The sequence below is a fragment of the Streptomyces sp. NPDC001858 genome (genome assembly GCF_053594615.1).
Genome location: NZ_JBSFEV010000010.1, coordinates 125945 through 141721, shown reverse-complemented (window position 1 = coordinate 141721; position 15777 = coordinate 125945). Strand labels below are relative to the sequence as shown.

9 protein-coding genes are annotated in these 15777 nt (G+C 70.4%); 4 read left to right on the top strand and 5 right to left on the bottom strand.

Features of this window, described 5'->3' with window-relative positions:
- Position 1: 1 nt before the first annotated feature.
- The gene (locus ACWCPF_RS17215) at positions 2 to 2080 is read right to left on the bottom strand and encodes a carbohydrate-binding module family 20 domain-containing protein (RefSeq protein ID WP_451045845.1); all 2079 of its coding nucleotides are present in this window, start codon (positions 2078 to 2080) and stop codon (positions 2 to 4) included.
- Positions 2081 to 2266: 186 nt separating this feature from the next.
- Between ACWCPF_RS17215 and pulA the strand changes: the two genes are divergently transcribed.
- The 3 genes from pulA (at position 2267) to ACWCPF_RS17200 (ending at position 9846) form a co-directional block, all read left to right on the top strand.
- On the top strand, positions 2267 to 7723 hold the full coding sequence (gene pulA, locus ACWCPF_RS17210; protein WP_451045844.1) for a pullulanase-type alpha-1,6-glucosidase: 5457 nt from the start codon (positions 2267 to 2269) through the stop codon (positions 7721 to 7723).
- Between the two features lie 85 nt (positions 7724 to 7808).
- A complete protein-coding gene (locus ACWCPF_RS17205; protein ID WP_451045843.1) occupies positions 7809 to 9461 on the top strand; it encodes a SpoIIE family protein phosphatase in 1653 nt (550 codons plus the stop codon).
- Between the two features lie 13 nt (positions 9462 to 9474).
- Positions 9475 to 9846, top strand: a complete 372-nt coding sequence (locus tag ACWCPF_RS17200) for a 5-carboxymethyl-2-hydroxymuconate Delta-isomerase (RefSeq protein ID WP_451045842.1) — start codon at positions 9475 to 9477, stop codon at positions 9844 to 9846.
- A gap of 168 nt (positions 9847 to 10014) precedes the next feature.
- On the opposite strand, the gene ACWCPF_RS17195 is transcribed toward ACWCPF_RS17200, so the two are convergent.
- The 3 genes from ACWCPF_RS17195 to ACWCPF_RS17185 all read right to left on the bottom strand — a co-directional run bounded on the left by ACWCPF_RS17195 (position 10015) and on the right by ACWCPF_RS17185 (position 13349).
- On the bottom strand, positions 10015 to 10704 hold the full coding sequence (locus tag ACWCPF_RS17195) for a TetR/AcrR family transcriptional regulator (RefSeq protein WP_451045841.1): 690 nt from the start codon (positions 10702 to 10704) through the stop codon (positions 10015 to 10017).
- Positions 10705 to 10806: 102 nt separating this feature from the next.
- On the bottom strand, positions 10807 to 12732 hold the full coding sequence (locus ACWCPF_RS17190; protein ID WP_451045840.1) for a hypothetical protein: 1926 nt from the start codon (positions 12730 to 12732) through the stop codon (positions 10807 to 10809).
- Positions 12733 to 12833: 101 nt separating this feature from the next.
- Positions 12834 to 13349, bottom strand: coding sequence for a tetratricopeptide repeat protein (locus ACWCPF_RS17185; RefSeq protein WP_451045839.1), 516 nt, complete (start codon positions 13347 to 13349; stop codon positions 12834 to 12836).
- A gap of 101 nt (positions 13350 to 13450) precedes the next feature.
- Here ACWCPF_RS17185 and ACWCPF_RS17180 point away from each other — a divergent pair, with 101 nt between their 5' ends.
- On the top strand, positions 13451 to 13906 hold the full coding sequence (locus ACWCPF_RS17180; protein ID WP_451045838.1) for a hypothetical protein: 456 nt from the start codon (positions 13451 to 13453) through the stop codon (positions 13904 to 13906).
- 128 nt (positions 13907 to 14034) lie between these two features.
- On the opposite strand, the gene ACWCPF_RS17175 is transcribed toward ACWCPF_RS17180, so the two are convergent.
- On the bottom strand, positions 14035 to 15654 hold the full coding sequence (locus ACWCPF_RS17175) for a DUF1996 domain-containing protein (RefSeq protein WP_451045837.1): 1620 nt from the start codon (positions 15652 to 15654) through the stop codon (positions 14035 to 14037).
- Positions 15655 to 15777 lie beyond the last annotated feature (123 nt).

Below are 15777 nucleotides of genomic sequence, written 5' to 3'. Positions count from 1 at the left end.
CCTACTTCCAGGTGTCGCTCGCGGAGTATCCGGACGAACTGCCCGTCGTGTACGAGCGGTTCGCGCCGGACTCCCAGGTCACGTTCCCGGAGCCGTCCTTCTTGATGTACTTGTACTCGAACGCCGTGCTCTTCGGGACGATCACCGACCTGCTCCAGGTCGGATAGGAGGCCGACGACAGCGGGATCGCGTCGGTCGGACTCCAGGAGCCGAGGGAGGCGATCGAGCCGACGACGTAGACGTTCGTGCCCACGGTCGTCGTCGCGTTGACGTTGAAGGTGACGTCGGTGGCGCTCGCGTTCGCGACGTTCCAGGAGTTGTTCAGGGCGAGCGCCGACGTCGTGGTCGCCGCCGTTCTGTTGGCGTTGGACTCCCAGGTCACGTTCCCGGAGGCGTCCTTCTTGATGTACTTGAACTCGAACGACGTGTTGATCGGCAGGCTCACCTGGCCCGACCAGATCGGGTACCCGGACGACGACAGCGCGACCGCCTTGGACGTGTCCCAGCTGCCCAGCGCCGCGATGGAGCCGACGACGTAGACGTTCGTGCCGGTGCTGGTGGCCGCGTACGCGTTGAAGGTCGCCGTCACCGTCGAGCCGGGGTCGTCGTCCCCGCCGCCCTCGCAGGTCGTGCACGGGATGAACTCGCCGTCGTAGAAGGCGATCGCGCTCTTCGCCGGGACGGTGAGCGTGGCGGTGCCGCCGGACACCGTCACCGTCGTCGAGCCGTTGTCGACGACGTTCGCGTACGTGCCGTCGGCCATGCCCGTCGCGAACGTGTGAGTGGCCGCGGAGGAGCCGTTGTTGAGCGCGATGTAGCCGCCCGTGCCGCGGCCGAAGCCGATCACGCTCGACGACTTCGTGGACCAGTTGGCCACGGCTGCCGAGCCCACCGCGTTGTGCCACTTCACCATGCCGGTGATCGCGGTGTCGCGCTGCAGGCAGTACCAGCCGCCGGAGCAGTTCGTGTCCGTCACGAAGCCGCCCGAGTTCGGCGGCGCCTGGTCGGAGGACGACCACTCGAAGCCCGAGTAGATCGTCGGCGTCGACCACTTGTAGGCCAGCTCGAAGACGTTGGCGAGCCGGTAGGTGTCGCCGTCCTTGTAGCTCATGTGCAGGCCGTTGCGCTCGGTGTCGTGGTTGGTCACGAAGGACACCGCGTTCGCGGGGGTGAGGATCCCGGAGGAGGACAGGGAGGCGAGGTCGCTCACGTTGCCCTGGAACGCGGACTTCAGCCTGCTCGCGTAGGTGAAGTCCAGCACGTCGCCCGAGGCGTAGTAGTCGGAGGCGGCCGGGGTCGAGCCCGGGTACACCTCCTGGAAGATGTACGGATCCGCGCCCGAGGACGTGTCGGAGAGCTTCGCCCAGATCGCGTTCAGGTCCGCGACCGGGATGTGCTTGGCGGCGTCGATGCGGAAGCCGTCCACGCCCAGGGCGATCTGCTGGTTGAGGAAGGCGGCGATGCCCGAGCGGACGTCGTCGTCCTCGGTCTCCAGGTCGGGCAGGCCCAGCAGTTCGCAGTTCTGGATCTCGTTGAGGTTGGACCAGTCGTCGATGATCAGGTCGGAGTCGCTGCACTCCGCCGACGTGTGGAAGTCGTCCGGGTCCCAGTCGGCCGTGTCGTACTTGTTGGTGAGCGTGGTCCCGTTGTAGCCGACGCCGGTCTGCGCCGCGGTGTGGTTGATCACCGCGTCCGTGTAGACCTTGACGCCGGCCGCGTGGCAGGCCGTGACCATCGACGCGAACTGGGCCGCCGTCCCGAAGCGGCCGTTCAGGCGGTAGGAGTACGGCTGGTAGACGTCCCACCAGTAGTAGTTGGACTGCTTCAGGGACTCCGACGGCGGGGCGACCCACACCGCGCCGTAGCCGTTCGGGCCGAGGACGTCGGTGCACTCGGACGCGACCGAATTCCAGTTGTACTCCCACAGGTTGGCGATCACATCGCCGGATGCCGTGGCGTCCGCCCGGGCGGGGGCGGCGGGGAGGGCGATCGCCCCGGCGAGGGCGAGCGCGGCGGCCGCCACGGTGGTGGCGGTGCGGCGCAGGACGCCCGGGGGGCGGGGGCGGTGTCTGGCAGTCATGTGCGGCTCCGGAGGGGGTTGCGGGGTTCAACAACCCGTGAGCGTGGGGCAGTTGAGAAGGGCCGTCAAGGTCTGGGTGAAAGTTCTTTCCATGAATTGCAAGACTCTTGCTGTAAAGCTTTCGTTAGCGATACGGTCGCGCGGGGTCGGACCCAAGTAAGCCGTAAGCGCAAGGAGTTCCCGCCTGTGACCACCAGATGGCCGGCGCCCCCGGCGAACCGCACCGCGCAGAGCAGACGCACGGCGCAGCGCAAACGCACCGCGCAGGGCAGACGGATCGCGGCCGTCACCGTGACCGCCTTGGCGGCAGCCCTCGTGCAGCCCCTCGCGGCCCACGCCGACAGCCCGCCCCCGCCGCCGTCCGACGCCAAGCTCGCCGCCGCGCCCGCCCGGCACGACGACACCCGCGAGCAGTTCTACTTCGTCCTGCCGGACCGCTTCGCCAACGGCAGCACCGCCAACGACCGTGGCGGGCTCACGGGCTCCCGGTTGAGCACCGGCTACGACCCCACCGACAAGGGCTTCTACCAGGGCGGCGACCTCAAGGGCCTGACCCAGCGCCTCGACTACATCAAGGGCCTCGGCACCACCTCCATCTGGATGGCCCCGATCTTCAAGAACCAGCCCGTGCAGGGGACGGGGAGCAACGCGTCCGCCGGCTACCACGGCTACTGGATCACCGACTTCACCCAGGTCGACCCGCACTTCGGCAGCAACAAGGACCTGGAGACCCTGATCTCCAAGGCGCACGCCAAGGGCATGAAGGTCTTCTTCGACGTCATCACCAACCACACCGCGGACGTCGTCGACTACGAGGAGAAGTCCTACGACTATCTCTCCAAGGGCGCCTTCCCCTATCTGACCGAGGACGGCGAGCCCTTCGACGACGCCGACCACGCGAACGGCACGAAGAAGTTCCCGGCGGTCTCCGCCGCCTCCTTCCCGCGCACGCCGACCGTGCCGTCCGAGAAGAAGAACGCCAAGGTCCCGTCCTGGCTCAACGACCCGACGATGTACCACAACCGCGGCGACTCGACCTTCGCCGGCGAGAACTCCACCTACGGTGACTTCTCCGGGCTCGACGACCTGTGGACCGAGCGTCCCGAGGTCGTCAGCGGCATGGAGAAGATCTATCAGCGGTGGGTCAGGGACTTCGACATCGACGGCTTCCGGATCGACACCGTGAAGCACGTGAACATGGAGTTCTGGACGCAGTGGGCCACGGCCCTCGACGCCTACGCGGCCGAGCACGGCCGGGACGACTTCTTCATGTTCGGCGAGGTCTACTCCGCCGACACGTCGATCACCTCCCCGTACGTCACCCAGGGCCGCCTCGACGCCACCCTCGACTTCCCCTTCCAGGAGGCGGCCCGGCAGTACGCCTCCCAGGGCGGCAGCGCGCAGACGCTCTCGAAGGTCTTCGGCGACGACTACAAGTACACGACCTACAAGGCCAACGCGTACGAGCAGGTCACGTTCCTCGGCAACCACGACATGGGCCGCATCGGCCACTTCCTGAACCAGGACAACCCGAACGCGACCGACGCCGAACTCCTCGCCAAGGACAAGCTTGCAGGCGAGCTGATGTTCCTCAGCCGAGGCAACCCGGTCGTCTACTACGGCGACGAGCAGGGCTTCACCGGCTCCGGCGGCGACAAGGACGCCCGCCAGACGATGTTCGCCTCCCGCACGGCCGACTACCTCGACGACGACGAGATCGGCACCGACCGCACGCATGCGAGCGACGCCTACGACACGAGCGCGCCGCTGTACCGGCAGATCGCCGCGCTGGCCGAGCTCCGCAAGGCCAACCCCGCCCTCACCGACGGCGTCCAGACCGAGCGCTACGCGGCCGACGGCGCCGGCGTCTACGCCTTCTCCCGCAACGGGACCGGCAAGGACACGACCGAGTACGTCGTCGCCTTCAACAACGCCGGTGAGGCGAAGTCGGCGACCTTCGCGACCGGCTCGGCCGACATGAAGTTCTCCGGCATTTACGGGACTTCGGGCACGGTGACGTCCGGCGGCGACAAGAAGATCACCGTCACCGTCCCGGCTGGCTCCGCGGTCGTCCTCAAGGCGGCCGGCAAGCTCGCCGAGCCCGCCACCGCGCCGACGCTCACCCTCAAGGCCCCCGCCACCGGCGCCACCGGCACGGTCGAGATCAGCGCCGACGTCGAGGGCGGACAGCTGAACCGGGTCGTCTTCGCCGCGCAGGTCGGCAACGGCAAGTGGCAGACGCTCGGCTCCGCCGACCACGCCCCCTACAGGGTCACCCAGACCATCGGGGACGACGTGGCGGCCGGAACCGCCCTGCGCTACAAGGCGGTTGTGATCGACTCGGCCGGCCGCACCGCGAGCACGACAGCGGCCTCCACCACGGGCACCCCGCCCGCCGAGGAGATCCCCACCGTCTCCTCCCGCGACTACGCGATCGTCCACTACCAGCGCACCGACGGCGACTACGCGAACTGGGGCCTGTACGCCTGGGGCGATCTCGCCGACGGCGAGTCCACGACCTGGCCGGAAAGCCACCCCTTCATCGGCCGCGACGCCTACGGAGCCTTCGCCTACGTCAAGTTGAAGCCGGGCGCCTCCGGTGTCGGCTTCCTCGTCATCGACAAGGACGGCAACAAGGACGTCTCCGCCGACCGCACGATCGACGTCACCAAGACCGGCGAGATCTGGATCGAGCAGGGCAAGGCGGACGTCCGCACCGAGCGGCCGGAGTACCCGGCGCAGGACAAGACCAAGGCCGTCCTGCACTACCACCGGGCCGACGGGAACTACGACGGCTGGGGGCTGCACGTCTGGACCGGCGCGGCGAACCCCACCGACTGGTCGAAGCCCCTGGAACCGGTGCGGACCGATGCCTATGGCGCGGTCTTCGAGGTACCGCTCAGCGCCGGAGCCACCAGTCTCAGCTACATCCTCCACAAGGGCGACGAGAAGGACCTGCCCAGCGATCAGTCGCTCGACCTCACGGCGAACGGCCACGAGGTGTGGCTGCTGAACGGCCAGGAGAAGTACCTGCTCCCGCAGCCCGCGGGGTCGGCGGCCGCCCTCGACCTGACCACCTCCAAGGCGGTCTGGATCGACCGGAACACGGTCGCCTGGAACGGCTCCGCGACGGCCGCCTCCACCCAGCTGCTGTACAGCCGCGACGGCTCGATCGTCGCGCAGGACGGCGCGCTGACCAGCGACGACGGACGCTGGCTCCGCCTGTCCAAGACCACCCTCACCGACGCTCAGAAGGCGAAGTTCCCGCACCTGAAGGACTACACCGCCTGGTCCGTCGACCCGCGCGACCGCGATCGGGTCCGCGAGGCCCTCACCGGGCAGGTCGTCGCCTCCCAGCGGGCCGCGAACGGCGCCGTGCTCGCGGCGACCGGCGTACAGATCGCCGGCGTGCTCGACGATCTCCACCCGGCCGCCACGAAGGCCGACCTCGGGCCGACGTTCGACAGGAGCGGCCGTCCGACGCTGGGCGTCTGGGCGCCGACCGCGCAGAGCGTGTCGTTGGAGCTCGACGGCTCCACGGTGAAGATGAAGCGGAACGCCACCACCGGCGTCTGGTCCGTCACCGGCCCCAGGTCCTGGAAGGGCAAGGAGTACCGGTACGTGGTGAAGGTCTGGGCGCCCAGCGTCCGGAAGATCGTCACCAACAAGGTCACCGACCCCTACTCGGTCGCCCTGACCACCGACTCCGAGCGCAGCCTCGTCGTCGACCTGGACGACAAGTCCCTCGCCCCGAGCGGCTGGTCGACCTACCCCAAGCCCAAGGCCGTGCCGCTGAAGGACGCGCAGATCCAGGAGCTGCACATCCGGGACTTCTCCGTCGCCGACAAGACGGCCACCGACCCCGGTACGTACCTCGCCTTCACCGACAAGGACAGTGACGGCTCCCGGCACCTCAAGGAGCTTGCCAAGTCGGGCACGTCGTACGTGCACCTGCTGCCCGCCTTCGACATCGCCACCATCCCCGAGAAGAAGTCCGACCAGGCGACCACCGACTGCGACCTCGCCTCCTACGCGGCCGACTCCGACCAGCAGCAGGAATGCGTGGCCGCGATCGCCGCGAAGGACGCCTACAACTGGGGGTACGACCCGTACCACTACACGGTCCCGGAGGGCTCGTACGCCACGGACCCCGACGGCACGGCCCGTACGGTCGAGTTCCGCCAGATGGTCAAGTCCCTGAACGAGGACGGCCTTCGGGTCGTCATGGACGTCGTCTACAACCACACGACGTCCAGCGGCCAGGCGGCGACGAGCGTCCTGGACCGGATCGTGCCCGGCTACTACCAGCGGCTGCTGGCCGACGGCTCGGTGGCGAACAGCACCTGCTGCTCCAACACCGCGCCTGAGAACGCCATGATGGGCAAGCTGGTCGTCGACTCGATCGTCACCTGGGCCAAGGAGTACAAGGTCGACGGCTTCCGCTTCGACCTCATGGGCCACCACCCGAAGGCCAACATCCTCGCCGTGCGCAAGGCCCTGGACGCGCTGACCCTCGCCGAGGACGGCGTCGACGGCAAGAAGATCATCCTGTACGGCGAGGGCTGGAACTTCGGCGAGGTCGCCGACGACGCCCGTTTCGTCCAGGCCACGCAGAAGAACATGGCGGGCACCGGCATCGCGACCTTCTCCGACCGTGCGCGCGACGCCGTCCGCGGCGGCGGGCCGTTCGACGAGGACCCCGGCGTCCAGGGCTTCGCCTCCGGTCTGTACACCGACCCCAACTCCTCCACGAACAATGGCACTTCGGCCGAGCAGAAGGCCCGGCTGCTGCACTACCAGGACCTCATCAAGGTCGGCCTGTCCGGGAACCTCGCCGCGTACCGCTTCACCGACACGGGCGGCAAGGAGGTCACCGGCGCCGAGGTCGACTACAACGGCGTCCCCGCCGGCTACGCGGACGCGCCCGGCGACGCCCTCGCCTACGCCGACGCGCACGACAACGAGTCGCTGTTCGACGCGCTGACGTACAAGCTGCCCGCCACGACCGGCGCGGACGACCGGGCCCGGATGCAGGTCCTCGCCCTGGCGACCGCGACCCTCTCCCAGGGCCCGGCGCTCTCCCAGGCGGGCGCCGACCGCTTGCGTTCCAAGTCCCTGGACCGCAACTCCTACGACAGCGGCGACTGGTTCAACGGGATCCACTGGAACTGCTCGGCCGGCAACGGCTTCGGGCGCGGGCTGCCGCCGGCCGCCGACAACGCGGCCAAGTGGCCTTATGCCAAGCTCCTGTTGACCACGGCGACGGCGGGCGTGGGCTGCCCGCAGATCACCGCGGCTGGCGCCGCCTACCAGGACCTGCTGAAGATCCGTACGACGGAGAAGGCGTTCTCCCTCGGGACGGCCGCGCAGGTGCAGTCGGCGCTGTCCTTCCCGCTGTCCGGCAAGGAGGAGACGCCCGGGGTGATCACCATGGAACTCGGTGACCTGGTCGTCGTCTTCAACGCGACGCCGACCGCCCAGCGGCAGACGCTCTCCGCGCTCGCCGGGACCGGATACCGGCTGCACCCCGTGCAGGCGGCGGGGAAGGACGCCACCGTGAAGTCCGCCTCCTACGCGTCGGCGTCCGGCACGTTCGCCGTCCCGGCCCGGACCGTGGCGGTGTTCGCCCGCACGACGCGCTGACGGAGACGCTCTGGACAGGGGCACTACCTTGGTGGAGCAGGCCTCGAACTCGGTCTGCTCCACCGGGGAGTCCGAGGGTTGACACATGAGCGTCAACGGCAGGCGGACGGACCTGACCGTGTTGGTCGTGGACCACACGGCGGCCGGCCGGTTCGCCCTGGGCGGCGTGCTGCGGCGCGCCGGTCACCAGGTCGTCGCGGTCGGCACCGGCAACGAGGCACTCGTCGAGCTGGACGTACGGCTGCGCAAGGGCACCCTGCCGGACGTGGCCCTCGTCGACGTGGAGCTGCCGGACATGACCGGCTTCGAGCTGTGCCGTCGGCTCAAGGCCCGGCCGCACATGTCCGGGCTGCCCGTCGTGCACTTCTCGGCGGCCGAAGCCGCCCCGGGCGACCTCGGCCAGGGGCTGGAAGCGGGCGGCGAGTCCCATCTCGCGCTGCCGGCCGAGCCCGAGGAGATCGACGCGGTGGTCCGGGCGGCCGTCCGGGCCGCGCGGCTGCGGGCCGACGACCAGGCGGCGGCGCGGCGGCTGACGCTGCTGTCGGAGGCGATCGTCACCATCCAGTCGGCGCGTTCCCCGCAGGAGCTGGCCGACGCGGCGGCCGAGGGCACCGCGCGGCTCACCGGCGTCACCGCCGCCGTCTTCGTCCTCGGACCGGACGACGAGCTCTACCGCGGCACCTCACGCAACCGCACCTCGCTGGCGCTGCCGGACGCGGGCGCCCATCGGACCGTGACCGCGCTGCTGCGGCGGCTCGCCCACGGTCAGGCGGGGGTGCGGATCACCACCGTGCCCGCGCCGCTGTGGCCCGCCGGGTTCTTCCGACCCGGTGTGCAGCACGACGCCCGGCTGGTGCTGATGCCCACCCAGGACGGCCGGGCGGCGGTGTGTCTGGCCACCCCCACCCGCGGGGTGCGCAGGGTGGACCCGGCGAACGAGTCGCTGCTGGCCCGGCTCGCCCAGGCCACCGTGCTGGCCGCCGAGCCGCTGCTGATGTACCAGATCGAGCGGCACGTCGCCCTCACCCTGCAGCACAGCTTCCTGCCGCAGCCGCACCGGCTGCCCGAGCTGCCGGGCGTCGACGTCGTCGTCCGCTATGTGCCCGCGTCCCGGGAGACGGAGATCGGCGGCGACTTCTACGCGGCCCTGCGCACCGGGGAAGGCGTGCTGGCCGTCGTCGGCGACGTGGTCGGGCACTCGCTGGAGGCGGCCACCGTGATGGTCGAGATCCGGCATGCGCTGCGCGCCTACTGCGTCGACGAGAGCGACCCGGCGGTGCTCGCCGGACGCCTCGACCGGATGCTCCAGCTCTACCATCCCGAGGTCACGGCGACGGTCTGCCTGGCCCTGATCGACCCCGGCACCGGACGCACCCGGATCGCCAACGCGGGGCACATCCCGCCGCTGATCGTCCGGGACACGCGCAGCGCCGACTACGTCAAGGCGGCCGGCCCGCTGCTCGGCCTGGGCGTGCCGCACCCCGCGCCGACCGAGCTGTTCCTCGAACCCACCGACCGGCTCCTCATGGTCACCGACGGGCTGATCGAGACCCGGGGCGTCGACCTCGCCGTCTCGATGGAGCAGCTGCGCGCGGCGGCCATCGGCGCGATGCCGGGCCTGGACGCCCTGTGCGACACGCTCCTCACCTGCTTCGACCACGACCGGGACGACGACATCGCGATGCTGGCGCTGCGGCTCGACGGGGATGCGGCGACTAGGGTGAGCGCTGAGACCTAGAACAGGAGTACCCATGCCGCAGATCACCGTCGAACGTTCCCCGGCGCTCGACCACGTCGACTGGAACGCGTTCGCGCTCGCGCTGCACCCGGTGGTGGTCGAGGTGGCGGCCGCGCGACTCGAAGGCTGCAAGACGCGGGTCCTGCGGACCGAGGACGAAGTGGTGGGAGACGTGCGGGGAGCGACGGAGCAGGGCGGGCCCGCCATCGTGCACGTCACCCTCGCCCTGCTCGCCGGCCGCTCCGACGAGACGAAGGCCCGGCTCACCGAAGCCGTACTGGACCTGCTGCGCAAGCACATCGGGCCCGCCGACGGCGTCTCGGCGGTGCACGCCTCCGCCGAGGTCCGCGACCTGGACCCGTCCTACCGCAAGTACGAGGGCTAGGCGCTCCGCTGGGGGTGCCGCGATGTGCCGTCGTTCCGCTGCGGAGCCGTCGTGGCTGGTCGCTCCCCCACTCTCGGCTGCGCTCGAGCGGGGGGACCCCCATCGCGGCGGAGCCGCAGATGTCAGCGCCCCGCGCCCCTTCAGGGGCGCTGCCGAACCGCTTAGGCCCTAGGACGCGAGTGCGATGAGGCGGGTGACCAGGTTGCCGAAGGGGCCGTCGGCCGGTTCGCCGCCCAGTACGGGCCGCAGCAGGGTGCGCAGCTCGTCGTCGTAGGCCGCGCTGACGGCCGTCAGCGCGGCGAAGTCGTGCACGAGCTGGAGCTCCAGCTCCTCGCGCGGGATGCGCCGCCCGTCCAGCCAGATCAGCGCGGTCGACTCGGCGAGCGAGATCCAGGACCGGACGATCAGTTCCAGCCGCGGCGGCGGATCGGTGATGTCCAGATGCGACAGGATCTGTTCGTAGGCGACCTGACGTACGGAGTCGACGAGCGCGTTGGTGGTCGAAGAACCGACCGCCGGGCCGCCGCGCATCAGCGCGGAGAAACCCGGGCCGTGCGCGTCGACGAAGTCGAAGAACCTGCGCATCACGCGCAGCAGCCGGGCGCCCAGCGGGCCGTCGCGCGGCTCGGCGAACCGACCTGCGAGATCCTCCGACGCCCGCTTCAACGCGGCCTCGTACAGGCTGAGTTTGCCGGGGAAGTAGTGATAGACGAGGGGGCGTGAGATCCCCGCGGCCGCGGCTATCTCGTCGATGGAGACCTCGTCCGGCGAGCGTTGGGCGAACAGTTCGAGGGCGACGCCGATCAACTGCTGCCGACGCTCCTCGACTCCCATTCTGCGACGAACCCCGGTAGTCATACGAACACCTTACCGATCGGATCCGGACTCCAACGGACCGGATCGGCCGTGGTGTTCACCCCGATCGGACGTGCATCGGACGGGCATCGGACGGGCAGTCGATCAGCGCAGGCCGTTGATCGGGCGGCCGTCCGTCAGTTCGCCCTCCAGGCCGGCCTGGGCGCCCTGCTTCGCCGGCACCGTCAGCAGGTTGCCCTGCCCGGAGCCGGTCACCCCGCCCGTCGAGCGGATGGACGCCGTGTCCTTGTCGCCGGCGGCGAGGAGGTACCAGTCGCCGCCCTTCGACTTCCACAGCACCCCGGCCAGCACATGCGGATCGCGCGCCCCGCACGCCGGCACGTCCCCGGCCTTCGCCACGGCCGCCCCGAACGGCCCGCCCGGCGTGTGGAACTGGGCCAGCACCCGGTTGCCGTCGCCCCGCCAGGTCTCGGCCCGGGTGCACACCCAGGCCGCCGAGCCGCTCGCGTCGGGCAGCTGCTGCCGGGTGTAGCCCCAGGCGTTGACCGTCCGTACGCCCTGTCCGCGCGCGTCGGCCAGCGAGCAGGCGAACGGCGCCCAGGTCCGCAGCGCCTCCGCGCCCGTGGCCTCGGCGGGCGAGGTCGGGCGGCCCGCGGTGAGCCGGGCCGGGACGAGTTCGCCGAGGTCGCTGAGGAGTTGGCTGCCCGAGGCGTCGGTGAGCTGGAGGACGTTCCAGCTCGTGCAGGTCCCGGTCCGGGTGGCCGGGCTGGACAGCGGCGAGGTGATCCCGTCGTTCAGAGTCAGCTCCAACATCCCCGCGCCCGGCTTCGACAGATCCCGCTCGCCGGCCTTCGTCACCCAGGGGGCCGTCAGATAGCGGACGTTGCCGTCGGAGCGGCCGAGGACCAGTGCGCCCGCCTCGGCGCGGGTCGCGCCGTCGACCCGCGCGAAGTCGAGGGCCGCCCCCTCCGTGCCGTCCTTCGGTTCGGCGTAGCGGGCGATGCGCAGACCGTCGTAGAGGATCACCACGCGGGCGGCGTCGACCTCGCCCGCGTAGAGCAGCTGCGGCGGTCCGGCCGGGCCGCCGGTGGGGGTGTCCGGGGTGGCGGAGACCCGGACCGTCTCGCCGGGGCGGGCCCAGACGGCGAGCGCGCGGCGCAGCAGCGCGGTGTCGCGGGTGAGCGGGCCGCGCGCGGGCCAGACCGAGAAGTCGGTGCGGGCGGAGGTCTTCCAGGCGGCTGGGGGGAGCTTCACCAGCCGCCCGGGGTCGAGGGCGGCCTCGGCGGCCGGGTTCTGCGCGTACGCCGGGGCGGCCGCGCCGTCGGGTCCCCAGCCGCCGCCGGGCAGCGCGACGAGGACGCCGCACACGGCGAGCGCGGCCGCGGCGGCCAGCGCGGCCCTGGTGTGCCGGCGGCGGTGCATCAGATCGGTGGGCCGGGCCTGCAGCGAGCAGGCGTCGAACTCGGGGGAGTCGAGCAGCGCGTACTGCGCGGTGGGGAGCTCACCGGCCTCGCGCAGGGCCGCCGCGACGTCCTCGACGCCGGACGCGGTCAGCACCTCGCGCACATCGCCGTCGGGGAGCTTCTCCAGACCGCGCAGGACGTAGGCGGCGCGGGCCGGGCCCGAGAGGGCGGCGAGCCGCTGGTCGAGGGCGAGTTCCTCGGCGCCGCCGGAGCGGGGGAAGAGCCGCAGGCCCCACACCTGGGGGAGCGGCGGCGGGAGCTGGGCCCGCTTGGGCCAGGCCCGCAGCCGCAGCGGCAGCCCCGCCTCCAGCGCCATGCGGACCACCTGGAGGCGGATGTAGGCGTACCCGGGGTCGCCGTCCCGGCCGGTGGACTGGGCCGGGATGACGGGTGCGCAGGCGCGGCCGCGGGGCAGGGCGCGTTGGGCGAGCGCGTGTGCGGTCAGGACCCGCCGACCGCGGCCGAGGCCGGGTGGCAGCACCAGATAGGCGAGCCGGACGAGACGCGGGTAGTGCTCGACGAGCGCGGCTTCGGCCTGCTCGACGTCGACGATCCGGTCGGCGGAGGATCCGGCTGCGGGGCGCGGGGCGACATCCTGTGACTGCACGTCCAGGCAAACGAGTGAGACGGTGGATGGTCACCGCCGTCACCACCGGTACCACCGCTGCCACCGTCATTGCCGTCGCCGCCGTCACGACCGCCGTGTGGTCAGTCCTTCGGTCCGTCCGCGACGAGCGCTCGCGCATAGTTGGCCATCGATCGCTGGTAGCGCGGCAGATGAGGGGCGAGCGCGCCGAGGACGAGGGACAGGCCCTCGCGGTCGCGGCCCAGGCTCGACAGACACAGGGCCAGGGTCGCGCGTACGGCGTCGTCCAACTCGTCGGACGGGCCGTCCAGTTCGGGGGTCAGCAGTTGGACGCCCTCCTCGGCCCGCCCGACGTTGCGCAGCGAGCTGGCCAGTTGGATCCTGGCGCGTCGGGCCTTGTAGCCGCTCACCTGGCCGAGGCCGCGCGCGAGGGCGTCCTGGTAGAGCGGGGCGGCCCGGTCCGAGTGGCCGGTCGAGTCCCAGGCGCAGGCCTGCTCGAACAGGCCGAGCGGACTGCCCTCGGGGAGTTCGGCGACGAGCGCGTCGATCACGGCCCGGAAGTCCGCCGCCGCCTCCTGCGGATACTCGTCGAAGGTCGCCCAGGCGGCGGTCACGCGGTCTTCCCAGTCCTCGGTCACCGGCTCACTCTCGCACGGGTGCGCCCGCCGGGGCGCCGGTATTTTGAGCGCACCGCGCGTGGGAGCCGTATCCAGGGCGAGGCTCTTGCAGGGAGGAACAGATGAAGGTGACCCGACCGATGCTCGCGGCGGCCGCCGCCGCGGCGGCGCTGGTGCTGACGGGCTGTGGTTCCGGCGAGGCCACGAAGGCCGCCGCGACCGTGCCGGTGGCCGCGACCGGCAGCCTGGAACAACTGGCCGCCAAGGTGAAGTGCACGCCCGACATGCAGACCGACGCCGACGAACTCCGGCAGGCCATCTGCAAGGTCGCCGCCGGCAAGTTCATCCTGGTGACCTTCGCGACCGACCGCGGTCAGCGCGAGTGGATCAACGGGGCCAAGGACTACGGCGGCCACTACCTGGTCGGCCGCAAGTGGGTGGCCGTGGGCGAGGAGACCAGCACCGTCGACGCGTTGCGCAAGACGCTCGGCGGTGACATCGAGGAGGGCACCGACCACTCCGCGCACGTCGAGGGCGAGCCCTCCGACGGCGCGACCCACTCCGGCTCCAGCCACTGACCGAGCTGCGCACCACGCAGCGGCTGCACACCACTCCACACAACTTCATGCACACGAAAGAGCCGGCGGTGAGGAATCCTCACCGCCGGCTCTTTCAGTCGACCCTACTCAGTGGATCACTGCCTGGGTCACTTGCACTTCTTGCCGGTGTTGATGCAGTTGACCATCTGGTTCATCACGTTCGTGGAGAAGAAGTTGATGAAGTCGTTGTGGTCGGTGATCGGCTTGTGCAGGTTCTCCGGGAAGGTGTCCACCGCGTACGGGTTCACGACCGTCCCGTTCTGCAGCTTCGGGGCCGGGACGTTGTAGACGAGCCGGACCTGGAGCTGGGGGATCGCCTTGAAACCGTTGGCGCAGGTGCCGTCGGCCTGGACGAACGACACGTGCGTGCGGTGGTTGGCCGAGTCGATGTTCTGGCCGTCCCAGCAGCTCTGGAAGTTCGACAGGCGGACCACCTGGCTGCCCTGCGGGCAGATCGGGTACTTGTCCTTCAGCTGCACCTTGTTCTCGAAGCCGGTGCAGCTCCAGTTCACGTTGGCGTTGGCGTTGCCGTTGACGAAGGCCTTCGCGTCACCGGTGATGATGCGCAGGGCCGTCGGCATGGCGACGACGTTGCCCTTCTTGTTGCCGACGAACTTGAGCTGCGCCTGGGCGGGCTGCAGGATCTTGCCGACGTTGCCTTCCTTGCCACCGCCGTCGTTGTTCTGGTCGAAGTCCTGCGTGCCGTCCTGGAGACGCAGCACCGGCCAGAAGTACGAGGACTTGTCGCCCTGGTTCTGGCAGCTGGTGCCGGCACCGGCCAGTTCCTGGTCGCTCGCGAAGGCGTCGTTGTTCTGGTTGCCCACGTAGTCGTGCAGGTGGTGGGCGCCGTTGGTGACACCGGGGGCGACGATCACGTTGTCCGTGTTGTGGTTGTCGTTCCCGTTGGTGCCGCAGCTGGAGGTGAAGGTGCCCCTCGAACCGCTGTTGCCGTTCGCGGCGAGACCGTTCTGGCCGACGCCCAGCGCGGCGTTGCCCTGGACCTTCGTGATGTCCACGAAGTCCGCGGCGACGGGTCCGTTGCCGCCCTGACCGTTCTGGCCGCCGTTGTTCCCGCCGTTGTTGCCGCCCTGGCCGCCGTTCTGGCCACCGGCGTTGCCCTGGCCGGCGTTGGCGTTGCCCTGGCCGCCGTTCTGCTGGCCGCCGTTGTTGCCGTTCTGGCCGCCGTTCTGCTGGCCGCCGTTCTGGCCACCGTTGTTGCCGTTGCCGTTGCCCTGGCCGGCGTTGGTGTTGTTCCCCTGCGTGGTGCAGGCCGCGAGCTGGCTCAACGCGTTGTCGAACTGGCCACCGGAGCGCGTGATGTTGATGCGGATCCGGTCGATCGTCGCGGCGCGCTTTTCCTTGAGGGGGCCGGTGATCGAGTTCGTGACGAAGTTGGCGTCACCCGCCTGGGCCTGGCGGGTCGAAGCGAGCCGGGTGTACGCCTCGGTGATCTGCTTGTCGAGGTTGGCCAGCTCGGTCGCGACGCCTTGCTTCGCCCCCTTGGGCACGTTCGTCAGCTTCTGCCCCACATCCGGGCAGGAGATGGTGGCCACCTGCGCGGCTGCGTTGGCGGCCTTCGTCTGGTTCTGGCCCGAGCTGTTCGACTCGTGCGCCGAAGCGTAGAAGTTCGCCCAGATCAGCCCGCCCCCACCGAGCGCTAGGGCCGCCGATGCTGCCACGGCCTTCGTGGCCATCGACGAACGGCGTTTACGTATGTTGCGTCCCATGGAACTCCTCTGACTTCCTTGCGGGGCAGCATCGAGGCGCCCGACAGGAGTGAAGCTGCCCCCTCACTTACGCACGCCGCCCCGGAGGTGTTCAGCGTCCTCAGAAATTGATGAGAGCTCCGT